At 45.4% G+C, this 24,639-nt stretch carries 24 protein-coding genes; 7 read left to right on the forward strand and 17 right to left on the reverse strand.

All coding sequences use genetic code 11. The features are described 5' to 3' along the window. Window positions 1–4: 4 nt before the first annotated feature. Genes ACYQ2L_RS10295 through ACYQ2L_RS10335 form a run of 9 tightly spaced genes read right to left on the reverse strand, consistent with a single transcriptional unit; the run spans window position 5 to window position 10,725 of the window. Window positions 5–2,023: a RelA/SpoT family protein gene (locus tag ACYQ2L_RS10295; protein ID WP_460055027.1), complete on the reverse strand. Its 2,019-nt coding sequence runs from the start codon at window positions 2,021–2,023 to the stop codon at window positions 5–7. Between the two features lie 13 nt (window positions 2,024–2,036). Further along, entirely contained in the window at window positions 2,037–2,897 is an 861-nt protein-coding gene (gene prmC / locus ACYQ2L_RS10300) for a peptide chain release factor N(5)-glutamine methyltransferase (protein WP_460055030.1), read from the reverse strand. Between the two features lie 8 nt (window positions 2,898–2,905). After that, complete coding sequence (gene prfA, locus ACYQ2L_RS10305) at window positions 2,906–3,976, reverse strand: peptide chain release factor 1 (RefSeq protein WP_487247726.1); 1,071 nt, start codon at window positions 3,974–3,976, stop codon at window positions 2,906–2,908. Between the two features lie 54 nt (window positions 3,977–4,030). Continuing rightward, window positions 4,031–4,588 carry a rhomboid family intramembrane serine protease gene (locus ACYQ2L_RS10310; RefSeq protein WP_460055032.1) on the reverse strand — a complete coding sequence of 186 codons (558 nt, stop codon included), beginning with the start codon at window positions 4,586–4,588 and terminating at the stop codon, window positions 4,031–4,033. 40 nt (window positions 4,589–4,628) lie between these two features. Beyond that, complete coding sequence (locus ACYQ2L_RS10315; RefSeq protein WP_460055035.1) at window positions 4,629–5,402, reverse strand: exodeoxyribonuclease III; 774 nt, start codon at window positions 5,400–5,402, stop codon at window positions 4,629–4,631. A 60-nt stretch (window positions 5,403–5,462) separates the two neighbouring features. Continuing rightward, window positions 5,463–7,403, reverse strand: coding sequence for an ABC-F family ATP-binding cassette domain-containing protein (locus ACYQ2L_RS10320; RefSeq protein ID WP_460055038.1), 1,941 nt, complete (start codon window positions 7,401–7,403; stop codon window positions 5,463–5,465). After that, window positions 7,403–8,770 carry an SH3 domain-containing protein gene (locus tag ACYQ2L_RS10325; protein ID WP_460055040.1) on the reverse strand — a complete coding sequence of 456 codons (1,368 nt, stop codon included), beginning with the start codon at window positions 8,768–8,770 and terminating at the stop codon, window positions 7,403–7,405. The genes ACYQ2L_RS10320 and ACYQ2L_RS10325 overlap by 1 nt, the downstream gene beginning before the upstream one ends. A gap of 32 nt (window positions 8,771–8,802) precedes the next feature. Beyond that, a complete protein-coding gene (locus tag ACYQ2L_RS10330; RefSeq protein ID WP_460055043.1) occupies window positions 8,803–9,645 on the reverse strand; it encodes a hypothetical protein in 843 nt (280 codons plus the stop codon). 21 nt (window positions 9,646–9,666) lie between these two features. Next, a complete protein-coding gene (locus tag ACYQ2L_RS10335; protein ID WP_460055045.1) occupies window positions 9,667–10,725 on the reverse strand; it encodes a tetratricopeptide repeat protein in 1,059 nt (352 codons plus the stop codon). A 102-nt stretch (window positions 10,726–10,827) separates the two neighbouring features. Between ACYQ2L_RS10335 and ACYQ2L_RS10340 the strand changes: the two genes are divergently transcribed. Both ACYQ2L_RS10340 and rd read left to right on the forward strand, forming a co-directional pair. Further along, window positions 10,828–11,352, forward strand: a complete 525-nt coding sequence (locus tag ACYQ2L_RS10340) for a LiaI-LiaF-like domain-containing protein (RefSeq protein WP_460055048.1) — start codon at window positions 10,828–10,830, stop codon at window positions 11,350–11,352. Window positions 11,353–11,365: 13 nt separating this feature from the next. Continuing rightward, complete coding sequence (gene rd / locus ACYQ2L_RS10345; protein WP_460055050.1) at window positions 11,366–11,530, forward strand: rubredoxin; 165 nt, start codon at window positions 11,366–11,368, stop codon at window positions 11,528–11,530. Between the two features lie 82 nt (window positions 11,531–11,612). Here rd and ACYQ2L_RS10350 read toward each other — a convergent pair whose 3' ends face one another. Continuing rightward, window positions 11,613–12,203 carry a shikimate kinase gene (locus tag ACYQ2L_RS10350; RefSeq protein ID WP_460055052.1) on the reverse strand — a complete coding sequence of 197 codons (591 nt, stop codon included), beginning with the start codon at window positions 12,201–12,203 and terminating at the stop codon, window positions 11,613–11,615. A gap of 95 nt (window positions 12,204–12,298) precedes the next feature. Between ACYQ2L_RS10350 and ACYQ2L_RS10355 the strand changes: the two genes are divergently transcribed. Beyond that, entirely contained in the window at window positions 12,299–14,011 is a 1,713-nt protein-coding gene (locus ACYQ2L_RS10355; protein ID WP_460055054.1) for a sensor domain-containing protein, read from the forward strand. Beyond that, a complete protein-coding gene (locus tag ACYQ2L_RS10360; RefSeq protein WP_460055057.1) occupies window positions 13,995–15,380 on the forward strand; it encodes a lyase family protein in 1,386 nt (461 codons plus the stop codon). Before ACYQ2L_RS10355 ends, ACYQ2L_RS10360 begins: the two co-directional genes overlap by 17 nt. A 4-nt stretch (window positions 15,381–15,384) precedes the next feature. Here the strand turns inward: ACYQ2L_RS10360 and ACYQ2L_RS10365 are convergent, their stop codons facing one another. The 7 genes from ACYQ2L_RS10365 to ACYQ2L_RS10395 all read right to left on the reverse strand — a co-directional run bounded on the left by ACYQ2L_RS10365 (window position 15,385) and on the right by ACYQ2L_RS10395 (window position 22,056). Then, window positions 15,385–17,466 (reverse strand): two-component system response regulator, encoded by a 2,082-nt coding sequence (locus ACYQ2L_RS10365; RefSeq protein WP_460055060.1) that lies wholly within the window; start codon window positions 17,464–17,466, stop codon window positions 15,385–15,387. A gap of 81 nt (window positions 17,467–17,547) precedes the next feature. Then, window positions 17,548–18,012 carry a hypothetical protein gene (locus ACYQ2L_RS10370; RefSeq protein WP_460055063.1) on the reverse strand — a complete coding sequence of 155 codons (465 nt, stop codon included), beginning with the start codon at window positions 18,010–18,012 and terminating at the stop codon, window positions 17,548–17,550. Window positions 18,013–18,031: 19 nt separating this feature from the next. Beyond that, entirely contained in the window at window positions 18,032–19,156 is a 1,125-nt protein-coding gene (locus ACYQ2L_RS10375) for an NADH:ubiquinone reductase (Na(+)-transporting) subunit F (protein ID WP_460055066.1), read from the reverse strand. Between the two features lie 41 nt (window positions 19,157–19,197). Continuing rightward, window positions 19,198–19,791: an NADH:ubiquinone reductase (Na(+)-transporting) subunit E gene (locus tag ACYQ2L_RS10380; RefSeq protein WP_460055069.1), complete on the reverse strand. Its 594-nt coding sequence runs from the start codon at window positions 19,789–19,791 to the stop codon at window positions 19,198–19,200. Continuing rightward, window positions 19,788–20,414, reverse strand: a complete 627-nt coding sequence (locus tag ACYQ2L_RS10385) for an NADH:ubiquinone reductase (Na(+)-transporting) subunit D (protein ID WP_460055072.1) — start codon at window positions 20,412–20,414, stop codon at window positions 19,788–19,790. Before ACYQ2L_RS10385 ends, ACYQ2L_RS10380 begins: the two co-directional genes overlap by 4 nt. Continuing rightward, window positions 20,411–21,007, reverse strand: a complete 597-nt coding sequence (locus ACYQ2L_RS10390; RefSeq protein ID WP_460055076.1) for an RnfABCDGE type electron transport complex subunit G — start codon at window positions 21,005–21,007, stop codon at window positions 20,411–20,413. The genes ACYQ2L_RS10385 and ACYQ2L_RS10390 overlap by 4 nt, the downstream gene beginning before the upstream one ends. After that, window positions 21,004–22,056: an RnfABCDGE type electron transport complex subunit D gene (locus ACYQ2L_RS10395; RefSeq protein WP_460055080.1), complete on the reverse strand. Its 1,053-nt coding sequence runs from the start codon at window positions 22,054–22,056 to the stop codon at window positions 21,004–21,006. Before ACYQ2L_RS10395 ends, ACYQ2L_RS10390 begins: the two co-directional genes overlap by 4 nt. A gap of 201 nt (window positions 22,057–22,257) precedes the next feature. Here ACYQ2L_RS10395 and ACYQ2L_RS10400 point away from each other — a divergent pair, with 201 nt between their 5' ends. The 3 genes from ACYQ2L_RS10400 to ACYQ2L_RS10410 are packed head-to-tail and all read left to right on the forward strand — an operon-like array spanning window position 22,258 to window position 24,636. Further along, the gene (locus tag ACYQ2L_RS10400) at window positions 22,258–22,653 is read left to right on the forward strand and encodes a pyridoxamine 5'-phosphate oxidase family protein (protein ID WP_460055084.1); all 396 of its coding nucleotides are present in this window, start codon (window positions 22,258–22,260) and stop codon (window positions 22,651–22,653) included. Window positions 22,654–22,667: 14 nt separating this feature from the next. Further along, window positions 22,668–23,663, forward strand: a complete 996-nt coding sequence (gene pdhA / locus ACYQ2L_RS10405; protein ID WP_460055087.1) for a pyruvate dehydrogenase (acetyl-transferring) E1 component subunit alpha — start codon at window positions 22,668–22,670, stop codon at window positions 23,661–23,663. A 1-nt stretch (window position 23,664) separates the two neighbouring features. Continuing rightward, window positions 23,665–24,636, forward strand: coding sequence for a pyruvate dehydrogenase complex E1 component subunit beta (locus ACYQ2L_RS10410; RefSeq protein ID WP_460055090.1), 972 nt, complete (start codon window positions 23,665–23,667; stop codon window positions 24,634–24,636). The last annotated feature ends 3 nt before the right edge of the window (window positions 24,637–24,639 follow it).

Genomic DNA, 24,639 nt, shown 5'->3' on the forward strand with positions numbered 1-24,639 from the left:
ATACTTAATGATGATTAATGGAGTCAAGTTTATGAATTGTAAGTATTGAAGGTATCTGCCTTATTGCCCTGATTATAGGATCCATGTCCGACTCATTTTCAACTTCCACGGTGAATCGGGCATCGGTATTACCGGAATCACTGTCATCAATGCGGCCTTCGATCAGATGTCCCTGAACCTTCCTGATAGCGCCTTCGATTTCAGAGAATAAATGCGGTGTTTTTCTTGCCGTCACCTGCAGTCTGCAGGTTATTTTAGGCGATACTGTTTCCCACTCAACCTCGATTGTTCGCTGCTCGATTTCGGATATGTTCTTCAGGTTCTTGCAGTCACGGTGATGAACAATTATTCCACGTCCTCTCGAAATATATCCTACAATCGGGTCACCGGTTTTGGGGTGGCAGCAGTTAGCAAAGCGGATCATGAGATTACGCTCATCACCGATTCGGACACCTACTTTATTTTTGTCCATAACGGTGAGATTATCCGGAGCATTATCCTGTTCCTTGCCTGTGTCGGGTGGAGGAGTGCTTTCTATTTTATCGTTGCTTCGTTTTCTGGCAACTATACTTTTATCAAGAATGAGGTTTTCATCATGCTTGTTCAGCCAATGCCGTATCCTGCTTCTGGCTCTTGTGGTCCTGACGTAGCGCAGCCAGTGTACATGAGGATGGGCATGGGGGCTTGTCATGACCTCAATGACCTGGGTATTTCTCAGGGGTTCCCGGAGTGGGATAATAGCACCATCGGCTTTTGCTCCGGAAATATGATCACCTATTTCACTATGAATATGATAGGCAAAATCTATAGCGGTAGATCCCTTCGGCAGCTGAACAGCATCACCTTTGGGAGTGAATACATAAATTGATCCCTTGAGTATTTCGCGTTTTATTTCGTCAAGGAATTCATTGCTGGTTATTTTCAGTCCGTTCAGGCCGCGTACTCTGTGAATAATTGCCAGATCATGACTGGGCAGAGTTTCTCCTGAGCTGGTATCCTTATAGAGCCAATGGGCAGCTACGCCGAATTCAGCTGTATTATGCATATCTGTCGTTCTGATCTGAATCTCTATCAAGCGCCCGCCGAAACACATAACAGTGGTATGGAGACTCTGGTAGCGGTTGGATTTTGGCATGGCGATATAATCCTTGAACCTGCCTTCAATCGGCATCCAGAGTTGATGAACCAGGCCAAGCAGTGCATAACAGTCTGTGGTGGTTTTGCACAGAATACGGATACCCAGAGTATCGTAAATCTCGTCCAGATCCTTGCTGCGTCTTTTCATTTTATTGTAGATTGAATAAAAGTGTTTGGCTCGGGTTTCAACAGAAATCGGGAAATTTGCTTTTTCTGCCTCATCATAAATCGCCATTCTTACACGATCGAGATATGCTCCCCGTTCCTGTTTTTTCTGGGCTACAAATGCCTTGATCTGAGCAAAGGCCTGAGGGTTTATATATTTCAGGGAGAGATCTTCAAGTTCATCCTTCAGCCAGCTGATTCCGAGGCGGCCTGCGAGCGGAGCATATATGTCCAGGCACTCCTGGGCAATGGCGATGCGTCGCTGTTGTGTCTTGAAGCCCAGTGTTCGCATATTATGTAGTTTATCTGCGAGTTTAATCAAGATTACACGGATATCTTTGACCATTGCAAAGAGCATTTTTCTGATCGTCTCGGCTTCCTGTACACTTTTATTCTTTGCCTTGACGAGACTGATCTTGGTAACACCGTACACCAGCTGTTCAACATCTTTTCCGAATTGATCACGGAGTTCCTGCCGTGACATAGCAGTATCCTCCAGCACATCATGCAGCAGAGCCCCCTGTATACCAGCTGTATCCATGTGGATTCCAACAAGTATTTCGGCTACCTGAAAGGGGTGGGTGTAGTATTCTTCTCCGCTTTCCCTGACCTGTCCTTTATGTAGTTTTATGCAGACCTGCGCCGCAGAAAGAATCGCCTTTTGATCCTCATCTGAGTAAGGGGTTAATATTTTTGCAAAACCTTCAAGGTCTTTGATCATGTACCCTCCGGTACTACTGTCTGGCGGGAGCCATTGCTGTTGTTACTCTCCTGTTTCCTGACAGGTCCTTTACGTGACTGATTTCAGAATACTCAAATCTATGCAGCTCTGAATAGATGGTATCTGCCTGCCAATCCGCAGCTTCTATGGCAATATACCCACCTGGGTAAATATAATGTATTGCATTTTTAATCAAACGTCGAATGATGGACAGTCCTTCATCCTCTGCCACAAGGGCATGGTATGGCTCTTTCCATTTTTGCATAACAAGATCTTTGTATTCAACATCTCTTACGTATGGGGGATTGGTGACAACCAGATGAAAGCGATCTTTAATTGATTCAAACAAGTTGCTCTGAATAATACCTGGTCGTAAGTCAGGAGCCAGAAGTGTTTCTGCATTAATTTTGCTGATTTCCAGAGCCTGACTATCGATGTCTGACAGAACTACTTTGTTACTCCGGGTCTCTGCAGCTATTGTGATTCCAACACAGCCAGAGCCTGAACATAGATCAAGAACCTCGATCTGTTCGCTGAAATGCTCAGACTGAAGTGCAGCTATTAGATTAAGTGCTGTCTCTACCAGGATCTCTGTATCAGGTCTGGGAATCAGGACTCTTTTGTCAACCATGAAGTCTCTGCCGTAGAACTCCTTTTTTCCGGTAATATATGCAATCGGCTCACCGCTTGACCGGCGTCGGCAATAGCTGCGTAAATCTGATTCTTCGCTGCTGCTGAGTTCACGCTCGGGCTCGATATAAAGCTGCTCACGGGCTATTCCGCAGGCATAAGCGATTAGAACAGAAAGATCAAGGATAGAAGTCTCACTGCATATCTCAGATAGTAGTTGTTCACGAGCTTCCCGGATTGTCATTGTTTTATCTATGCATCCTGCAGTTGTTCTTCTCTGGAGCTGATCTGCAATGCTTCCAGTATCTCTTCCAGCTCTCCCTGCATAACCGAATCGAGTTTATACAGAGTCAGATTGATTCTATGATCAGTCAAGCGGTTCTGGGGAAAGTTATATGTACGGATTCTTTCAGACCGGTCTCCACTCCCAATTTGATTTTTTCTGAAACTTGCCCGTTCCTCATGCTTTTTTTTCTCTTCCATTTCATAGAGACGTGCTTTAAGCACGCGCAGTGCTTTTGCCTTGTTTTTCAGCTGACTCTTCTCATCCTGGCATATAACCACAGTATTGGTCGGGAGGTGTGTTATTCTGACTGCAGAATCAGTAGTGTTTACGGACTGCCCTCCCGGACCGCTTGAGCGGAAAACATCGATTTTGAGCTCATTGTCATTGAGCACAATGTCAGTGTCTTCTGCCTCGGGTAGTACAGCAACTGTTACAGCAGAGGTGTGAATTCTTCCTCCGGATTCTGTTGCAGGTACGCGCTGGACACGATGTACACCGCTCTCGAAACGCAAAGTACCGTATGCGTTCTTTCCGGAAACGGAGAATACTACTTCCTTGAATCCTCCGATTTCGCTATCGCTGACTGAAAGAAATTCGATCTTCCAGTTTCTTTTTTCACCAAGACGGGCATACATTCTGTATAGGTCACTGGCAAAAAGTCCAGCCTCATCACCGCCCGTACCAGCCCGGATTTCAACTATTGCATTCTTTTCATCCATCGGGTCGCGCGGTACCAGCAGAAGCCGTAGATCTTTTGATAATTTTTCTATTCTTGTCTCGAGTTCAAGTAGTTCTGCTTTGGCCATCTCCCTCATTTCAGGGTCTTTTTCTTCTGACAGAAGTTCCTGATTATCTGCAAGGTCTGCTTTGGCCTGTTTGTACTCTTCAAATGCCTGAACGAGATCACTGAGCTGAGAATGTTCCCGCATGAGATCCTTGAAACGAGCTGGATCCTTATGCAGCTCTGGATCAGAAATGAGTTTTTCTACTTCTGCGTGTCGGGCTACTTTTGCATTCAGCTTATCAAATATTTCCATTTGTATTCCTTCTTGTCTTCTGTCTGGCTTTCCGGGATCTCTCCATTGCATATGCTATGTGTGTCTATCCGCACGGAGAAATCCGAAAATGCTGCCGCAGCTGCCGCCTAAAATATGCGCAAGCTGAGAGATGTTATCATCCTGAAATATACTGAACAGCTCACGAGCCAGGTAAAGTACAAGTATCAGAATGAAGGTGAGGGGGATTTCACCACCTCGTATATTTGTAAAAGAAACCAGCAGGATCATCATAAAAACAATACCGCTTGCACCAAGCAATGCACTCGGCATAATAATTACATTGACAATACCGGTTATGAACGCAGTCAGAGCTATCATGAACAGCAGAGGCATCCCACCGTACTTTTCTTCCAGAATCGGTCCGATAAGCAGTAAAATAGCAAGATTACCCAGGAGATGAGACCAGTCGGCATGACCTAGAACATGACTGAATAATCTGAAATAGTCCAGCAGATTCCTGAAGTTCATACTCGAACGGACAGTGAAAAAATTCCATGTCAATCCCTGAAGCAGGCTTGCATTGAGTAGCAATATCAATGCTGCCGTCAACGAAAAGCTTAAAGTAACCGGTGCGTTATAGCGGATTCTCATTGGTTCCTCTCTGGCAGAATATTAACAGTAGTCGTAAAAGTCAATGATTCAGGGTCAGGCTTACCGGACAATGATCTGATCCCATCACTTCAGGCAGAATTGCCGCTGATTCCAGTTTTTTCCTCAGTAAGGGATTGATGCAGTGGTAGTCGATTCTCCAGCCGATATTCCTCGCTCTGGCATTTGAACGGTACGACCACCATGAGTAATGGCCACCTTCCGGGGTAAACTCCCGAAACGTATCTATGTATCCTGCACCCAAAAAACTGCTCATCCATTCCCGTTCTTCGGGCAAAAATCCCGGGTTTTCTGTGTTCTGTTTGGGATTCGCAAGGTCTATCTCTGTATGTGCAATATTGTAGTCACCGCAGAGTACAAGTTCGTGATTCTTTTCATTGAAATCATTACACAGTTCCAGCATTGCCTGACAGAAAGCAAGCTTATAATCAAGCCGCTTACCTTTTTCCTGGCTGTTTGGAAAATAAGCATTTATTACTGTCAGCGGAGTACTGCGGTCGTAGGTAGCACATAGGACTCTTCCTTCGGCATCGAATTCGGCTGCGTTCATAAGCCTGATTTCGGCCGGTTCTTCTCTGGACCAGATCGATACACCGCTGTACCCCTTGCGTTGCGCAGATGCATAGTAGCTTTTGTATCCGGCCGCCTCCTGAAGTTCAGCAGGTAGCTGGTCAAACTCGGCTTTTGTTTCCTGTAGACACAAAATGTCCGGAGCATCGCTTTGTACAAAATCAAGCAGGCCTTTTTTGTGGGCAGCCCGGATCCCATTTACATTCCAGGATATAATTCTTTGCATGCCGTATTGTAAGCCGGAGGCGGGCTTCAAGACAAGAGACGGGACAAAATAAAAAAAAGATCAATTCAGAGCTGAGAGTTCACTCTCTGTTGATTCCCATTCTTCGGTCAGCTTTTCTAGCTGACTTTGGGCATCACTGATTTTTATCTGGGTTTCTCTTGCCTGTTCTCCGTCGCTGTAGACTTCCGGTTTCGCAAGTTTTTCCTGGAGCATAGAGATTGTATTTTCACAAACTTCAATTTCCTTGAGGATCCGAGCTTCTTCTTTCTCCAGTTTCTGTTGCAGGGATCTTCGTTTTTTCTGTTCATGATAGTCTGTAGTGCCTTGCTCATTTGCTGATTGTTCCGTTACCTGAGAACCAGGCCTTGTTTCTTCACCTGAAGAAGTATCCTGTGCTTCTGCAGCCAGACGATGGCGGTAATATGCGTAATCTCCCGGGAAATTGCGATGTTTTCCCGGTCCGAGTTCAAAAACTCTGCTCGCAACCCGCTCGAGAAAATCGTGATCATGTGAGACTACAATGACTGTTCCGCTGTATCTCTGTAGAGCATCTGCCAGTACATCCTGTGAAATTATGTCCAGGTGGTTTGTTGGCTCATCAAGCAGAAGGAAGTTGACTGGCTGCAGAAGAACATTCAGCAAGGCTACCCGGCTGCGTTCTCCACCGCTGAGGACTTTGAGAGGTTTCTCGACCGAGTCTCCATGGAACAGGAATGCTCCAAGAAGATCACGGACACTGCCAATTCGATCCGGAGGTGCACTCTGTTCAAGGTATTCCAGGATACTGAGGTCTGGAGGGAGTGAATATGCTGACTCCTGTGCATAGAATCCCGTGCGTACACCGCTTCCGAGAATAACCTGCCCATCGTATTTCTGATCCTGTCCAGCAATGATTCTGAGTAATGTACTTTTACCCATTCCATTGCGCCCCGTAAGTGCAATGCATTCACCCCTCTGTATATGAAGATCAAGATTGTTCAGTACTCTTAGCTGGCCGTATGACTTGTTCAGATTTTCCAGATGTAGGGCTTCTTTCCCGCTATGCGGGACAGTGGGCATAGGAATAGCGATTGGCTTGAGATGCGGAGGTAACTCAATGGTGTCGATTTTATCCAGCATTTTAACGCGGCTTTGTACCTGTTTTGCTTTCCGTGCATTGTACCGGAATCGGCGTATAAAATCTTCATGTCTGGATATCTCGTCTTTCTGTTTTTCATACTCACGGGTTAGCTGTACAATTTCTTCTGTCCGTACCTGCTCATAGCGGCTATAGCTTCCCGGGTATCTCCGCAGATTTCCCTGAAAAAGTTCGACGACCTGCTTCATTGTTGTATCGAGGAAATAGCGATCATGAGCTACCAACAGGATACCGCCTTCGAAACGCTGCATCCAGTTTTCCAGCCACTGTCTGGCTTCAATATCCAGGTAGTTTGTCGGTTCATCCAGAAGTATGAAATCCGGTCGATCTATCAGAAGCTTGGCCAGGGCAATTCTCATCCTCCATCCACCCGAGAACTCAGAACATGCTCTCTGCAGATCCTCCCGGTTGAATCCGAGGCCCGTCAAGGTCGATTCTATAACTGATTCACGGCTGTAATAGCCGGAGTTTTCAATATGCTCCTGCAACGAACCGTATTCTTCAAGCAATGATTCATTATGATTGCCGGCGGCCATGAAGTCTGCAATTTCCTGTCTGCGTTCAATCAGCTGAACTATGTGTGAATATACCTGTTCAGCTTCTGAATATACAGAATGAGTATGCAGAGCCACACCTTCCTGTGGAAGATAGGCAATCCTGGCGTGTTTGCTCAGTACAATTACACCAGTGTCTGGCTGCATGCTCCCGGCAAGGAACTTCATAAATGTTGATTTACCGCTTCCGTTTGATCCTGCAAGCGCAATGCGGTCACCAGACCGCATTGTAAAATGTACATCTTCAAACAGTACCTGGCCGCCGAAGCTGTGTGACAGCTCGCTTACCTGGAGGTGATATTCAGACATCAGTCGCTGTTGCCGTTTGAATCGTCGCTCGGGGTTGTATCCTGATACAGGTCTTCCTCTACGGTTGTTGAATAGGTAAAGAACAGAATTGTCGGTGATAGGCTGACTGATTCCACGACTCTGTCTCTGATTGTATTTTCCGGAGCATGGGTTAACCTAAGGCCGTCACCAACCAGTTCGTACAGAAACACAACCTGTTCCCTGGTATTGCTGAAACTCAGCCCCATAACTCCATCATACATAGTACTCAAATTCCGGCTCATATAATACCCGAAATCAATATTGCCCTCATTGCCTGCAGTCGATGGAATTATTCGAGGCTGCAGTCGCTGGAAACCTTCCCAGGTGAAACCGGCTTCCTGAAATACTATTGTTCCATAGGCAGTGCTGTCCAGTTGGTTGCCTTGTTCCTTCAGGCGTCTGAATATATTATCTCTGCGGCTAAACTCCGCATCTACAATTTCCCTGAGATCCTCTTCAAGGATTACAAAGCGCTCGATATTCTGACGTCCTCCATCCGGAAATTGTACCTGGATATCTGAGTGTTCTCTGAACTGAACGGTTATATCCGCACCAGTGAACAGATAGCTCCTGCTGTTGAGTGTCTGAATGCTGTCATACGCGAAAATCCATGAATTACTATGTGTTACTATATCAATTCGCTGTTCATCGGTATCAAAAAACAGTCCATTTCGAGCGCTTATACGCTCCGGGCGAATCCGCTGGTTTCGAATCATTTCCAGGTATTCAAGAGGTCTCCAATCCGAAAGCAGCAGATGCTGCAGTTGTTCATCAAGTAAACCTTCACGCTCTTCGGTAATAACTGCCCCTGGATCAACCAGCTGTAGATGAAAGCCGAATACATAACCTTCAACGCCGCCGTGGGTGAGTATTCTGTACCAGAAGTCTTCCATGCCGCCTTCTACACTAGGCTCTTCACCTTGATCCAGTATCTTGATTTCTTCATCAAAATGCAGACGATAGACAATTCGTCCGCTTGAGTTGGCTGCTGCACGTACGGGCAGGGCATTGCGTTTGGATACTGCACTTGTTCCTGCATAGTCTTTATATGACTCATAAAAAGCCCGTGCTTCGTCTTCATCTTCAAAAATCCGGATCCGCCAGTTGTGCACAGAAATATTTCTCTGCTCTGAATCGTCAAGGGCGAACACGATTGAGGAATCCTGGCCTTGTGAAACGACCGAGAGAAGGCTTCCATGAGGAAGTTCCTCGGGATTCTCGGACCAGAGGATAATTGCAGAAGGATTGCGGCTGCAGCTGGATATAATCAGCAGAACTGCAGTAACTGTAAGTATTCTGAATACAGATTGATTTCTGAAAGCATGAAAAAAGCGATGATTATGCATGTGCCTATGATGCCGGCAAGAGCTGATGAAAGTCAATAATGTACGGACAGAGATTCATCTGATAAAATAATTACTATTCGGCCTGCCTGCATTGCTGATCTGATGCTCGGTGTCCGCAGTAATGCGTGCACATCATTATTGTGAATTATCAGGTCAGATGATCCAGATGTGGCTGCTTCATAAGCCGTGATCATTTTAGGATTCAATCCTACCCTTGCCGGAATAGCAGATGATTCCGGATTTGAAGCATACTGTACAAGGTTTTCCTCTCGTAATCGTTCCGGGTGGTTCATACTGCGGTCAAAAATAACCTGACCATCCTGATTTAATAATCGCGGAAACAAGGCAGCTGCTGCATCCGTGTGCGCTGCATAGATGATCAGTCCGGTATATTCAGAGGAAGGAGACCAGCCGAGTCTACGAGGTATGGGCCTCGGAACATCATGCTGTATGTATCTGGAAGAGATAATCTGGGCCAGCGGGTAGTGGCGCTGAATGCTTACAGAACGCAGATCAGCGGAAACGCGCGAGTATTCATAGGTTCCACTGGAATCAATTTTCTCGATATCCGAAAGAATCCGGTTCATAAGTAATTGATTACCGGATACCAGTTCACCGTTGCTTAGCGGGACCTGCTGCAATGCCTGAAAGAGAAATTCGGGCACTTGTTGTTCCAGCTGCCTGACACTTCTCTGGGGTGCGGCAGGACTGTTTCTGCCTGCATCCGGGATAACAGCACTTGCATGTATCGTCAGCCGCATTTCTTCCCAGTCAATATGATAACGTACGTGATCACCAGCAACAGCCGGAACAGTCAAAAAGAAACAGCAGGCAGCAGCTAAAAGTGTTTGTAGTCGTGATGCAGCTTTGGTCATAGTGTATTATCGGCAGGTGGACTAGAGTAGTTCACCGAAATATATACCTGCCCATTCCCAGTTCCCATGAACCTTCGGGTCAGCCGGAAAATCGATTTTTCTGAAATACAGGTACCATGTTGGAATTCGTGGTTCCCAGCCGCTGGTCCAAAGGTAGGCTTCCTGAGCCGTGGATCTAGGTTCAAGCTCTGCAGCAAAGCGGATTCTGTTTCTTGCAAGAAAAGGGCCGATTTCGAAACCAGCGGATGCGTTTGGGTCTGCCTCATCCTGTTTCCATGACATGGCAAAAAAGTTGACTTTTGCTCTACTGCGTACCAGCCGCGTATGATTTCTGGTTGCAATTGCGGTCTGTATTTCTGATACGAGGTCGTCCAGATTCTCATAGGTCCAGTCTCTCGAGCTGTTCTGGAAGGCAAGCATTTTCTGAACCTGCTGATAAGCATTCGGCTGGCCTGGAATTCTGGTATCAGGGTAGCTGATAAAGTTGCGGTATTCACGGAAGGCCGAATCATAGTCGCCAACCTTCTCATAGATCTTGGCTTTGAAATAATGATGAATACCTGGGTCAATCTTACCTGCAAACCTGCTTTGGAGTGTGTCATAATATTGAAGCTGCTCCTCCGGGCTGGATGACAGCTGGATCAGCATATTCAAAGAACGATAGTGGACAGATTCTCCTTGTATTTCGACATCCGGGTGGCGGTAGACAGCTCTGTAGTAATAAAGGATCGCTGATGCATTGTCGTTTGATTGCCTCAGGTGTTCGGCTGTAAGAAAAAGAAAGTACGCATTGTATGAGGTATTCGGATGTGTGCTGACAAAGCCGGTCAGCAAATGTGGAATTTCGGATGTCAGGCCATCCTTACGATACTGCTGCATGAGTTGATCAACTATGACGGCCTGTTCTTCAGGATTACTTTCAGCAGCATTTAATAATTGTTTGAGTTGCTGAATCGTGTCCGAATAGGTTACACTTGCAGTATTGGTATCAGGAGTGCACGAGAAGAGAAGTGTTATACCTACGCAGTAGAGTATTGTATAAAAAAACCTGTTTTTCAGGATAGGAGAAGGAATCTTCATGAGGAAACACTACCTCGAAATTCTGCTGATTGCAAGTATGATTATCGATGGTATGGTTTGCACCCGGACTAATAAACTGGTAGTATTTACCTGGAGCGTATCATGTCAGGCAAATTTTTCTTTTTAGGTTTTGGAGCAGCACTTGGTGGTTCTGTGCTTTTATTGTTCACCACAGGCATATTGCCGACGCTGGCATCTCTGTGGCCCGGACTGATTTTATTGACAGGTACTTACCTTCTTTATAGAGGGTATATTATCAAGTCAAGTGAAGGCGCTATTTTTATGGGTGTCTTTTTTCTACTGTGTGGTGTGGTCCTGGTGCTTCTGAACACTGTGATGTCCTGGGCTGTGCTCGAACGTCTCTGGCCTGTGTTCTTGACAGTGCTTGCTCTTGCTTTATTGTTTTATGGATTACAAAAAAAAAGCGATGCAAAAATCATATATGTGATTCCTGCGCTGGTTCTCATCGGCTTGTCATTGCTCTTTTTATTGTTTAGTTTAGACCTCATTGAAATGAGTTTTGCGAAATTCGTAATTCGTTGGTGGCCGATTGCAATTGTGGCTCTCGGATTAGCGGTTATGCTGCAAAACGCATTGAAAAAACAGCAAATTGAAGATAAAGAATAAGAAGGAGTTGGTAATGAACAAGTATGTATGTGTTGTTTGCGGATATATCTATGATCCGGAAGAAGGCGATCCTGATAACAATATTGAACCAGGTACAAGCTTTGAGGCTCTTCCCGAGGATTGGGTATGTCCACTTTGCGGTGCAGAAAAAGAAGATTTCGAAGTAGAGGAAGAATAGACAGCAGATTCTTTGTAGAAGCCGGCTTTCAGGGCCGGCTTTTTTTAATTAAGGTATTCCACAATGCCGATTTGTCTGAAAATCAATTTTTCACGAGATATGAGTATACGGCACTATTAAAACAAGCAAGAGCATCCGATACATCACGGCCCTGAAGGTCGACAACAAGTGAGGCAGCCTCGCGGTATATGCGATCGCGACGGATATATAGTTCATGAAATGATTGATCAGGTGCTTTTGCATCCAGAAACGGCGGTAAGCCTCTACTCATAATCCGGTGGAATAATACGGACTCTTCTTCATACAGGTATACAGGAACACCGATATTCGCCAGCTCGTGGAGAGCGGGAAGATTGTCTGCAATACCACCTCCGGTCGACACCACCATCCTCCTGCCCTGATTGATGTTGAGATAGCGGGCCGACGAGGTTTCCAGTTCCTGAAAACGCTGTTTTCCTAACTGAATGTAGACTTCACGGATTGTACTGCACTCCAGGCTATGAACTTCCCTGGCACGATCCAGAATCATGTCATCAAGATCCATCCAGGCCATTCTGTGTCTTGAGGCGAAATCCTGCCCGAGTGTGGTTTTACCGACGTGCTTGATTCCCAGTAGGACAATCGAAGAGGTGACGGGTTTTTTCGATTCAAAGTCGTGGATAACATCAGTCATAATTGATATCGTAATCACTATAGGCATGATATGCAACAAGATTCTGTTTCCACTTTGCTTGACGGTTCATCATCTGCAGTTTAATATGAGCCAGCATGATCAGCCAACTTGTATCACAAGCTACACTACCGGGATTTGTCGACTCACTTTTTCTGTACAGCAGTGAAGGTATTGTAGTAACTGATGCAAATCATCAGATACTATTTGCTAATACCGCTTTTGAAAAGATGAGTGGGTACAGCAAGTCAGCTCTTGTAAAAATGCGTATCCATAGAATGCTCGAACATAAGAGCGGAATTACAGCTATTGACGATATCATGTTGAAGATACAGGCCTTTGGAAAATGGGTTGGTCAGTTTTACGGCATGCGAGAGGATGGAGTTGCTTTCTCTTCGCATTCAACTGTACTGAATATCCAGAATGGAAGCTCGGTTTATTACTGTTATCTTTTTCGTGACGTGTCGCGGATACGAGAGGTCGAAGCTCAATTGGAGCATGTATCCCAACATGATGGCCTGACTGACCTCCCCAACCGTGCATTATTGCAGGAGTATGTGGAGCGTTCTATCAAGACTGCTACCATGAAAACCAGGTCTCTCGCTCTTCTGGTAATTGACCTTGATGATTTCAAGAAAATTAACGATGGATGGGGACATTGTTTTGGTGACCGTGTGCTTCAGCTTGCTGCACAGAGAATCTGCTCTGCTGTCAGTCTTGGCTGTACGACCGCGAGAACCGGCGGTGATGAGTTCACGGTATTGCTGCCTGATATTTCATCCACAGAAGATGCCCGTGTGGCAGCTGCAACAATAATTGAAGCACTCGCACATCCTTTCCTGCTCAAGGGATCTAATATCTATCTGGGAGCAACGGTCGGAATGAGCCTTTTCCCGAATGATGGTACTGACCCTGAATCACTGCTTTCCAGAGCTGACCTGGCACTTATTCAGGCAAAAACACAGCAGAAGGGCGGTTATTGCTTTTATACTGCTGAACTGAATGAACGAGTACAGCAGCGCATACAACTCGAAGATATCCTGCGTTCAAGCCTTGAAAATGATCTTATTCAGGTATATTACCAGCCGGTTATCGATATGGAATCCGGTAAGCTATCCTCGAGTGAGGCTTTAGCACGGTTATTTCATCCGGATTACGGTGAAGTACCTCCTGGTCACTTCATACCGTTAGCAGAAGAAAATGGCCTGATTTACCGAATAGGTGAATATGTTTTCCGAAAAGCCTGTATGCAATATGCACAATGGCTGAAGATGGGCACTGTACAGGCAAGCGTTGCGGTTAATCTTTCCGCACGTCAGTTTATGCAACCGGATCTTGTAGAAAATCTTCTGGGAATTCTGAATGAAACTGAATTACCTCCTGAAAATGTTACCATTGAGATTACCGAGAACAGTATTATGCGCGATATTTCTGAATCTGTTTCTATTATTCGGCGGTTGAAGAACGCAGGTATGCAGATCGCAATAGATGATTTCGGGACTGGTTATTCAAGCCTGAGTTATTTAAAGAATCTACCGGTCGATCAATTGAAGATAGATCGCAGCTTTATACGGGATCTCATGTTGAGAGAGAACCAGGCTGCTATCGTTACTGCAATAATATCCATGGCACATAGTATGAACATGCGTGTGGTTGCGGAGGGTGTTGAAACCAAACAGCAGTTTGACTTTCTCAAGCGAAGTAACTGTGATTTCATACAAGGTTATTATTTTTCCAGACCTTTAAGCATTCTTCATGCACAAGCTCATTTTGAAAAGGAAACGGTTTTCTTTAATGCAAGATATATATGATACTACTTCTATAGAAAACAGAGTCAACAAGGATTCACTGGGTGAGGTGATCGTTCCTGCAGATGCCCTCTGGGGCCCTCAGACGCAGCGTGCCGTCAATAATTTTGATTTTTCGGGTTATACTATGCCTGAATCCCTGCGCAGGTCTCTGGGCCTCGTAAAAGCCGCTGCGGCAGCTTCAAATCTCGGACTAGGTCTGCTGGGTTCTGAAGCAGCGCAGGCAATTGAATCTGCAGGCTTGCGTATCTGGGAGGGTGCTTATGCCGAGGCTTTTCCGGTTGAGGTTTTTCAGACTGGTTCCGGTACTTCATGGAATATGAATTGTAATGAAGTCATTGCCGGCATTGCAGCCAGGGAACAGGGGATTACACTCCACCCCAATGATCAGGTTAATCTCGGTCAATCCTCCAACGATGTAATTCCAACAGCTATAAATATTGCCTGTCTGTCAGAGTTGCCCGGTCTGTACAGAGAGGTTGAATCACTCGCCGCTGCTTTGCTGCAGAAAGCTGATCAGTTCGATCCTATTGTAAAACTGGGAAGAACGCACCTGCAGGATGCAGTTCCTGTGCGTCTGGGTGATGCATTCAGGGCTGCAGCCAGACAGTTTAAGCAATCCCTTGTTGCTGTCAAGCATTGTGAAACAGCCCTTTCGGTTCTCGCCCTCGGAGGTACCGCTGCCGGGAGCGGATTGAATACACATCCCCGGTTTGCCGCTGGAGCTGCTGAATATATTTCCGGAAAGATAGGCACAGTCGTTCAGGCTTCAGATGTGCCTGCAGCAGAAATGAACTCCCGTCTGCCCCAGGTATTTCTCATGGGAGCGTTGCAGGGACTGTCAGTCAGTTTGCAGCGTTGGGCCATTGATTTAAGATTGCTGTCCAGCGGGCCTAATGGAGGGTTCGGTGAGATAAACCTTCCAGAGCTTCAGCCGGGATCATCAATTATGCCAGGAAAAATAAATCCTGTCATACCTGAGGCGGTGCAGCAGATTTCTGTTTTTATTATGGCCAAATCCGCTTCAGTGAACAGTGCTGCATCCCAGGGCCCACTCGAACTTAACATAATGTTTCCCTTGATTGCATATGAGACAATAGAGTCGCTGAGGCTGCTGAAAAATGCCTGCAAGGGCCTGAATTTGCGTTGTGTGGCCGGTATTACAGCCAATGCAGATAACTGCCGAGAGCAGGTTGAGAGCAGCCTGGCTCTGATTACCAAAATAGCGGCAGAAATCGGATATGACCGGGCTGCGAAAATCGCTCTGAAAGCTCAAAGGGAAAAAAGAACATTGCGAGACGTTCTCTGCAAAGACGAAGGTGTCAGTGTTGAGGAGTGCGACAGGATGCTTGATCCGGAGTCGATGATTTAGGTAATCACCTCATCCCAATGCTTTCCTTCGATGTTAGGGGTGCTGGTCTCTGGATTTCGTAACCCTGGCCATGATCAACTCCAATTAGTGTAAGCGCCTCCAGAAGTTCCTCTGAACGGACATATTCGGCGATAGTCTGCATTCCCAGGACATGACCGATCCCGTTTATCGACTCAACCATCTGTCGGCTTACCGGATCTTCAAGTAGATCCTTGACATATGATCCATCAAGCTTGAGGTATTGTACGGGAAGATTCCTGAGGTATGTAAAGCTGGAAAACCCGCTTCCGAAATCATCGAGGGCAAAGCTCACCCCAAGCTCCCGCATTGATCCTATAAACTGAATGGCCATACTCAGGTTTTCAATCGCAGTAGTTTCAGTAATCTCCAGAGTGATCTGCTCGGCATTAATGCCGTATTCATTGATTTTATCCAGTATGTATCTGGAAATATCCGGATCTGCGATGGATGCACCGGAGAGGTTTATTGCATACTTGTCCTGCGAAGAGGTTTCTCTTATATATCTGAACGTATGCTCAATTACCCAGCGGTCTATAGCCGGCATCAAGTTGTAACGCTCCGCAGCAGGAATAAAGACCTGAGGAGAAATTATCTCATCATCACGTTCCTGCAGCCTGAGAAGAATTTCATGTTTCAGAATTTTCCTGTCCTTCAAACATACAATAGGCTGTTCATACAAGATAAAAAGATCTTCTTCCAGGGCACGTGTGATTCTTGCCGCCCACTGCATTTCGCCTCGTCTTTTCAGAAAGGAAAAATCAGCAGTATGATAAAATCGATATGTATTGCCTCCTGATTCCTTGGCGAGGTAGGTTGCGTCGTCTGCTGCTGCCAGAATAGTGTAGGGATCCTTTAAATGTTCATTAATTGTTACAACACCGATACTAACCGAAATCTGTATTGTATTTTCCTTCCATGCAAACTTCCGTTTGATAGCATTGATAAGCTGCTCACAGAATTCCATTAGTTCATCAGGACTGCAGGCTTTGGCAAGAATACCGAATTCATCACCACCCAGTCGAGCCAGTGCATAATCCGATGGCAATAAACGATAGATGTCCTTGGATATCTGTCTGAGAAGTTCATCTCCTGCAAGGTGTCCGCACAGGTCGTTGACCAGTTTGAATTGATCAATGTCCAGGTATAAAAGATGATCGGGCTGCGCACCTGTGTTTCGATGTACTACGTGTTTAAGCTGCGAAAAAAATTCATCACGATTAATAAGACCAGTAAGGCTGTCGTGACTGGCCTGATACATAATAGTGTCGGACATTGTTTTTATTGTGCTTACATCCTGAAAAGCCACAACGATACCTTCACAGATATCGTTGTCATCATAAATACCGGCAAAGGAGCCTTCAATATGGATATGAGCCCCGGAAGCACTAATAAGCAGTAGATTATCGAAAAACATCGGCTCATTTCTCGATAGGTTCCCGACGTCCGGAATTGAGACCTGAAGTCGTGTCTGTGCATCGTGCAGGTCAAGAATCTCATGAAGTTTTGTATTGCTGTCTTCCTCAAAATGCCAGTTACAGATTCTTTCGGCTACAGGGTTCATATAATCAATCACACCATTGGTATCTGCAGCGATAATTCCATCACCGATATTGTTGAGCAGAGCCTTTAACCAGCGGTCATGCTGTCGTAATGTCTTGTCAACACCGCTTTTATATAGAGCAATATCTATTGTACTGTATAACTCACGCTCTTTAAATGGTTTCAGGACATAACCAAAGGGTTCTGCTTCCTTCGCCCGTTCCAGTGTTTTCTGATCAGCATAGGCTGTGAGAAAGATAATCGGGATCTGCAAGTCTTTGTGAATTTGCGTTGCAGCCTGAACACCGTCGATCTCACCATGCAGCATTATATCCATGAGTATCAGATCCGGTTGAGTCTCACCGGCGAAAGAAATAGCTTCGGAACCATTCTGGGCAATACCGATAATGTCATATCCGTATTTCTGAAGACGTCTTTGGAGGTCCAGAGCGATAATTTTTTCATCTTCAACGATCAGAAGTCTTGCTTGATGAGATGATCCAATACTAGAAATTTGACGCAGCATAAACTTAGTATATTCCTTTTAAGGCTAATGTCCAATAAAAAAGGCAGCTTTTTCAGAAGCTGCCTTTTTTGCCCGGGTAGGCTATAGATTCAGTACATCCCTGATGTCATCCGGCTCAAGACGGAAAGGCGATCCCTTCCCCTGCAGGAAATGGTATTTTGAAAACAAGTGAAGTGACAGTTCGGTATAAATGATCTTGTGCTGGGAGTCTTCTGTTTCTCCCTGTGCCCAGACTTCTACATTTACTTTGCGGAAGATTCCATCCTCAAAAGGAGAGGGCAGGAAACCTCTGGCTTCATCTGTTCTGACAATCCATTTACCATCGACTGTAATTGGTTCACCTAAACCTTTCCGCCCTTCTTCCATCAGGTGTCGCATTCTGGCGGCTGCAATATCGAAGTCAACAGCGATCCTTGCCATGGTTTCCTGGTCTGCCTCAATTATATCCGCTAGATTTCGCTTGTCATTACCTAGGAAGCCGGTGGAGGTGATCACACCAGGCTGCATATTAGCCTGTGCTTTTGTAAATTCCGGAGTCATTTTCATAATTGCATCCTCAAATCCATCATGCGAATTTATCGAAGAATATTTTTTCTTCTTTCATTTTGTATTTTCTCATGACGCTCATACAAGCGTCAAGCATACCTGGACTTCCACATAAATAGCCTTCCTTATCCTGGTCTGCAGGAATAATTTCATCAAGGTATTTTGCCAGAACCTCGGTGATCAGCCCGGTTTCACCTTCCCAATGATCTTCTTCCATTGGTTCACTGAGAGCAGCGACAAAATGGAAATGCTCATACTTTTTATCCAGTTCCCTGAGCCAATCGAGATAGAACATATCTCTGACAGCTCTTGCGCCGAAGAAATACCAGACATCCCTGTCGTTTATTTTTCCCGTTTCGATCATATCGTTGAAAATAGACTTAAAAGGAGCCATGCCGGATCCGCCAGCCACACAAATCATTGGAGCATCCGTGTCCTGAACGTAGAAATCTCCGAATGGGCCAACTATATTGAGCTTTTCACCTTCTTTCATGTGATCATGAACATAGGTGGTTACAATACCCCCAGGCACAAGTCGTATAAGAAATTCAACAGATCCCTTTTGAGCAGGATGCGATGACATTGAATACGCTCTCATAGTGGGGCTCTTGATCTTGTCATACGGCGGAACCTCAATCTGCATATACTGTCCTGACTGGTAGCTGATGCTTTCGCCTTCGGGAAGATCGACCAACACTTCCTGAATATCATGTGTGAGGTCGGTCATCTTTGTGACGGTCCCCTTCAGTTTCTTGATGTTGAAAAGTTGATCAGGAATCTGGATCCCTATATCACTTTTCAGTTTGATCTGGCAGGAGAGACGTACTCCCTGATCAAGCTCTTCTTTGGTCAGATAAGGGAGCTCCGTGGGCAGTACTGGGCCGATATCGCTGTTGACAATAACCTTGCAGGCACCACAGCTTCCTCGGCCACCGCATGCCGAAGGCAGGTAGATACCAGTTTCGGCAAGTGAACTGAGCAGATTAGACCCACCAGTCACATCGAGCTCTTTTTTTCCTTTGTTTATATCAATTACTACTTCACCATAATTATTGACAATTTTGTCTGTTGCAGAAATCAGCATCGCCAGGAAAGCGCTTATTCCGGCTATGGCAAGCGGTGCTGTAAAAAACATGGGATTCATATCATCTCCTTTCTATTCGTTCTCAGTATGCTGCAGAGTGTCTATTGAACGCTCAGCATTCCGGAGAAGCCCATGAATGCCATTGCCATCAGCCCGATGACAATCATTGTTATACCTGGACCCTGCAGTCCTGCAGGAACTGGCGCTTTTTCTGTCTTTTTCCGGATAGCAGCCAGCAGCATTATTGCAAGCCACCAGCCAAGCCCTGATCCAAATCCATAGACGATCGACTGAAAAAAAGTGTAGCGCCGGATTTCTATGAACAGAGCAACCCCCAGGATTGCACAGTTAACAGTGATAAGCGGCAGGAATATTCCAAGGTTCATGTAGAGAGCTGGTGAAATTCGATCGATAATCATCTCGAGCATCTGCACAATTGCGGCAATTACAATAATGAAGATAATAAACCGCAGATATAGAAGATCGAATGGCATTAGTACGAATTCAAGAATCAACCAGTTTATTCCTGCTGTAATGGTGAGTACCAGGGTAACTGCCATGCCAAGACCATTTGAGGATGTCATGTCCTTGCTGATAGAAATGAAGGAACACATTCCCAGGAAATTGGCCAGAAGAATATTGCTGGTGAAAATTGATGCAAAAAATAACGATAACATTGGAATGTCAGGACTCATTTATTTGCTCCTTGGGCAGAAGGATGTTCATCGCGGAGCATAATGGATTTTACGCCCCATAAAAGAAGACCAACTGCAAAAAATGCGCTTGGCGGCATTACCATGATGGTCCAGGTTGTGAAGGCATCCGGTAATACCTGTATGCCGAAAAGGCTGCCAAATCCGAGCAGTTCACGGACAAAGGCTATCAGCATTAGCACCGCCATATAGCCCAATCCGGAAGATACTCCATCCCACATTGAAATGAGCGGAGGGTTGCTTTGTGCAAATGCTTCAGCGCGGCCCATAATAATACAATTGGTGATTATCAAACCGACGTATGGACCCAGTGCCGTATGGATCTCCGGCAGATATGCCCGAAGCAGTATATCTACAATAATTACATAGAAAGCTATGATCAAGGTCTGAACAATCATTCGCACTTTTCTGGGAAACAGATTTTTCAGTATTGAAACCGTCATGTTGGAAAAAGCTGTAACGAAAATCACTCCCAGCGTCATAATAAATGTATTGGTTAACAGGTTTGTGACCGCAAGTGTTGAACAAATGCCGAGTATTTGTATCAGGATCGGATTATTTGTCCATACATTATCTTTGAGGATCTGTCCTGATTGTGAACTCATGAGTTTCCTCCCAGTTTCTCTGCAAATCGCTGCAGCTCTGAATTAAGAATGCGTGTCATAGCACGGCTGGTGCCGGTAGCTCCTGTGACTGCATCAATCTGACCTGAATCCTTACCGGAGTTTCCAGCTCGATTCAGGGTGAATATTTTATCCTCGGGGATTAATTTTTCACGGAATTGATCTTTATATACTGGTTCTTCAATGCGTCCGCCAAGACCTGGGGTCTCACTGTGATCTACAATTTCCAGCCCAATGAACTGACCAAGATCAGCTGTGAATGCTGCAAACCCCCGAATGGTTCCCCATACCCCTGCGCCGGAGAATTCCGCTGCATAAACAGTTTTATCATCTATCATGGTTGAGTAAAGTCCAGTATCGCTATCATAATCAAGCTCGGAGATTTTATTCAACACATCTTCATCACCGTCAAAGCTGATTCCTAGTGCCGTCAGGACAGCTCTGCTTCTTGCGAGTTCAAGATTAAGTGCTACTCGTTCTCTGGTGGCTTCATTGCTGAAAGCCAGAATCAGAACCAGAACAAAACTAATCGTAAAGGTAAACAAAATTGTGTACAGCATGCTCTGCTTGTTCATTTATTAGCCTCCTTCTTACGCTTCGCTTTTTTTGCGGGTTTAGGGAGTAGCTCATCCAGCAGCGGTGCAAAAGTATTTGCTACCATTACCCCGAAACTGGTACCTTCAGGGAAGCCGGAAAATGTTCTGACAATTATGGATATTGAACCGATCATCAAACCGTATATCCATTGTGCAGCTGGCTTGTTGGGGCCGGTTACCGGATCAGTTGCCATAAAAACAGTAACAAAGATCATTGAACCGGACATCATATAGAGCGCCATAAAACCCATGAAACCGCTGAAACCGTTTCCTGAAGGATTCACTCCTGGAACCAGTCCGGATAGATAAAGGAATGCTGACATCAGAAATGCGCCGGTAAAAGTGGAAAGAATGAGTTTCCAGTTTGCAGTCTTGGTAACCATCAGATAAACTGCTGCTGCGAGGAGCAGGATTATCGGTCCTTCACCCAGGGAACCCTGTCGGATACCGAGAAGCAGATTCAGCAAGCCAGGTATTTCACCGGCAGCCAGGGCCGAAGGTGAAGTCCAGGCTGGTAGCGAAGACATGGAATTATAGGCTCCGCCGAAAATATGCTGCAGAGTGGTAGCTCCAGATATCCCATCAACCATATAGCTTCCACCACTGCCTAAAAGACCGGGGTTCATCCAGGTCTGCTGAAGGGCCAGTGGAAATGATATATAGACAAAAAGCCGACCTGTAATTGTGGGGTTAAAAACATTCCTGCCGAAACCGCCGAAGACTTCCTTGCCGATAATTACTGCAAAGACAGCTGCAACAGATGCAATCCAGAGAGGCACCATGGGAGGCATTGACAGAGAAAGTAGTGCACAGGTTACCAGCACTGCTTCACTGACTTTTTTCTTTTTGCTGCGCTCCATGATGTACTCTGAAAGAATTCCTGATGCAAATACAACTGCACTTATGGTGAACACCCGCCAACCGTACATAAGAACTGAGTACAAGTAAATTGGAATGAGTGCGTAAATAACACGCCTCATAACGTCCTGCCGCTGAAAGAATCCGTTGCTGGATTTTTGCTTGGCCACGATACCTCCTCCAGGCTTTTGTTTCATTTTCTCATATAATAATAACTAACTTTCGCGGAGTATACAACAAGGCTGTTCATTTTGGCAATAAACATGATAGAAATAGTAGGGAATAAAGTACTTTGATATCCCGTGTAATTTCGTTACATTAGTTGACAAGCGTTACAAGCAACTCAGCAGTTATTAATGGAGGTTAGAAGAATGTTTAAAAAACAGCAGTTAAACGAGCTGTTGGATCTGATTGACGAGGCCGGTATTGGTGTGCTTGCCTCAATTGGAGCTGATGGAAGGCCCAGACAACGATGGATGACCGTCGCGGCTGAGCCAAGCCGACCTGGTTCTTTGTTTTGTGTTGCATACAGAAATTCAGCCAAAATTGAACAGATCAATGTCAATCCACAGATTCAGTGGGTCTTCAGGACTAATGTAAAGACAGCAACAGTTGATGGGAATATTTCAGTTATAGATAATCCGACCGTCACAGCTGGTGTACTTGAACTGCTTGGCGGCAGGCTACAGCGTTTCTGGGAACAGAATATTAATCCTGAAGACGTTGTTGTTCTGGAGACGGCAATCGAGAATATTGAATTACAATAAGACAGGAGCAGGGAATGAAAAAGGAAAGAAAAGAGGCGCTTGAGGCGTTGGGAGCTGACCGTCTGCACACAATGCTCCATGACATGCTGCTTATTCGCCGCTTTGAAGAAAAAACAGCACAGATGTATGGACTGAAAAAAATCGGCGGCTTCTGTCATTTGTATAATGGACAGGAAGGTATTGCAGTCGGTACTGCGCATGCGATGGACAGAGATAAAGACTATGTTCTAACTGCATACCGTGATCATGGACATGCTATAGCACTCGGCATGGATCCCAAATCCGTAATGGCTGAGCTTTTTGGCAAAATCACGGGCTGTTCCCGTGGCAAAGGCGGATCCATGCATATGTTTGATATGGAGAAGCATTTCCTGGGTGGTAACGGTATTGTCGGAGCACAAATTCCTATTGCTACCGGGGTTGGTTTCTTTCAGATGTATACAAAGAGCAAGGGAGCAACTGTTTGTTTTTTTGGCGATGGTGCTATTCATCAGGGTGCATTTCATGAATCCCTGAATATGGCGAAGATATGGCAGCTTCCTGTTATATACGTGGTTGAGAACAACGGTTTCGGCATGGGTACCTCGGTTAGAAGAGCAAGCGCCATTGACGACTTTACTCTGAAAGCTCCTGGTTATGACCTTAAATCTGAAGTAATAAATGGTATGGATGTAGTGGAAACATATCAGAGAATGAAAGCAATACTTGATGATGCTCGTGAGAGTGGTCAATCATATCTGCTGGATATAAAAACCTACCGCTACAAAGGACATTCCATGTCTGATCCTGCAAAATACAGAAGCAAGGATGAGCTTGAATCATATAAACAACAGGATCCCATTCTGCTTCTGAAAGCAGATATGGCAGATATTGGCATCATCACTGATGATGATTTCAAGAAACTTGATGTCGGGATCAAAGAGCGTGTGCAGGAATCAGTAGATTTTGCCGAGAACAGTGCTGAACCTGCTCTGCATACCATGTATGAAGATATTTTAGCGGAGGCTTAGGATGGCAGAGATATCAATTCGGGAAGCACTTCGTCAGGCGATGGATGAAGAAATGGCGAGAGATGAGAAGGTATTCCTTCTCGGTGAAGAAGTGGCCGAGTACAATGGTCCCTACAAGGTAAGTAAGGGACTGCTGGACAAGTACGGGCACCCAAGAGTAATTGACACGCCCATTGCAGAGCTTGGTTTTACCGGAATGGCTGTAGGTGCTGCCATGATGGGGCTGCGGCCAATAGTTGAATGGATGACATTTAACTTCGGCGTACTGGCAATGGATCAAATAATTAATAATGCAGCTAAGCTGCGTCACATGTCCGGTGGACAGATAAGCATCCCAATGGTAGTCCGCGGTCCGAATGGTCCTGCTGAATATCTGTCTTCGCAGCATAGTCAGTCATTCGAGAGCTATTATGCGCATGTTCCTGGGTTGAAGGTCTTGTTTCCATGTACTCCATACGATGCCAAGGGCTTACTGAAATCTGCCATTAGAGACAATAATCCCGTAATGTTTATGGAATCCGAAATGACCTACGGTATGACTGGTGAGGTGCCGGATGAGGAATATCTTATTCCGATCGGCAAGGCAGACGTTAAGCGTGAAGGTTCGGATGTGAGTCTTATCACTTATGGAAAGATTACTCATACCGTTCTTGCAGCAGCTGATAAGCTTGCTGAGGCAGGCATAAATGCCGAGGTTCTTGATCTTCGAAGCCTTCGTCCACTGGATGAAGAGGCTATATTTGCAACGGTACGGAAAACCAACAGGGCAGTAATAATTGAAGAAGCCTGGCCTGTTGCCAGTGTTGGTTCCCACATTGGATGGATGATAAGCAAAAATTGTTTTGATGATCTCGATGCCCAGGTAGAACTGGTAGCAAGTGAAGATGTTCCAATGCCGTATAATCACAATCTGGAACTCGCGGTTCAGCCAAGTATCGAGAAAATTATCGATGCTGTGCACAGGGTAATGTAAGGA

This window comes from Spirochaeta dissipatitropha, from assembly GCF_054657935.1.

Bases quoted from the DNA above. Each gene is read 5' to 3' on its own strand.
- ACYQ2L_RS10330 (WP_460055043.1), bottom strand. From the start codon at position 9,645: ATGACCAAAGCTGCATCACGACTACAAACACTTTTAGCTGCTGCCTGC.
- ACYQ2L_RS10335 (WP_460055045.1), bottom strand. From the start codon at position 10,725: ATGAAGATTCCTTCTCCTATCCTGAAAAACAGGTTTTTTTATACAATA.
- ACYQ2L_RS10365 (WP_460055060.1), bottom strand. From the start codon at position 17,466: ATGCTGCGTCAAATTTCTAGTATTGGATCATCTCATCAAGCAAGACTT.
- pdhA (WP_460055087.1), top strand. From the start codon at position 22,668: ATGAAAAAGGAAAGAAAAGAGGCGCTTGAGGCGTTGGGAGCTGACCGT.
- ACYQ2L_RS10315 (WP_460055035.1), bottom strand. From the start codon at position 5,402: ATGCAAAGAATTATATCCTGGAATGTAAATGGGATCCGGGCTGCCCAC.
- ACYQ2L_RS10350 (WP_460055052.1), bottom strand. From the start codon at position 12,203: ATGACTGATGTTATCCACGACTTTGAATCGAAAAAACCCGTCACCTCT.
- ACYQ2L_RS10370 (WP_460055063.1), bottom strand. From the start codon at position 18,012: ATGAAAATGACTCCGGAATTTACAAAAGCACAGGCTAATATGCAGCCT.
- ACYQ2L_RS10375 (WP_460055066.1), bottom strand. From the start codon at position 19,156: ATGAATCCCATGTTTTTTACAGCACCGCTTGCCATAGCCGGAATAAGC.
- ACYQ2L_RS10295 (WP_460055027.1), bottom strand. From the start codon at position 2,023: ATGATCAAAGACCTTGAAGGTTTTGCAAAAATATTAACCCCTTACTCA.
- ACYQ2L_RS10400 (WP_460055084.1), top strand. From the start codon at position 22,258: ATGTTTAAAAAACAGCAGTTAAACGAGCTGTTGGATCTGATTGACGAG.
- ACYQ2L_RS10340 (WP_460055048.1), top strand. From the start codon at position 10,828: ATGTCAGGCAAATTTTTCTTTTTAGGTTTTGGAGCAGCACTTGGTGGT.
- ACYQ2L_RS10325 (WP_460055040.1), bottom strand. From the start codon at position 8,770: ATGCATAATCATCGCTTTTTTCATGCTTTCAGAAATCAATCTGTATTC.
- prmC (WP_460055030.1), bottom strand. From the start codon at position 2,897: ATGACAATCCGGGAAGCTCGTGAACAACTACTATCTGAGATATGCAGT.
- rd (WP_460055050.1), top strand. From the start codon at position 11,366: ATGAACAAGTATGTATGTGTTGTTTGCGGATATATCTATGATCCGGAA.
- ACYQ2L_RS10320 (WP_460055038.1), bottom strand. From the start codon at position 7,403: ATGTCTGAATATCACCTCCAGGTAAGCGAGCTGTCACACAGCTTCGGC.
- ACYQ2L_RS10380 (WP_460055069.1), bottom strand. From the start codon at position 19,791: ATGAGTCCTGACATTCCAATGTTATCGTTATTTTTTGCATCAATTTTC.
- ACYQ2L_RS10310 (WP_460055032.1), bottom strand. From the start codon at position 4,588: ATGAGAATCCGCTATAACGCACCGGTTACTTTAAGCTTTTCGTTGACG.
- ACYQ2L_RS10390 (WP_460055076.1), bottom strand. From the start codon at position 21,007: ATGAACAAGCAGAGCATGCTGTACACAATTTTGTTTACCTTTACGATT.
- ACYQ2L_RS10360 (WP_460055057.1), top strand. From the start codon at position 13,995: ATGCAAGATATATATGATACTACTTCTATAGAAAACAGAGTCAACAAG.
- prfA (WP_487247726.1), bottom strand. From the start codon at position 3,976: ATGGAAATATTTGATAAGCTGAATGCAAAAGTAGCCCGACACGCAGAA.
- ACYQ2L_RS10385 (WP_460055072.1), bottom strand. From the start codon at position 20,414: ATGAGTTCACAATCAGGACAGATCCTCAAAGATAATGTATGGACAAAT.
- ACYQ2L_RS10410 (WP_460055090.1), top strand. From the start codon at position 23,665: ATGGCAGAGATATCAATTCGGGAAGCACTTCGTCAGGCGATGGATGAA.
- ACYQ2L_RS10355 (WP_460055054.1), top strand. From the start codon at position 12,299: ATGATCAGCCAACTTGTATCACAAGCTACACTACCGGGATTTGTCGAC.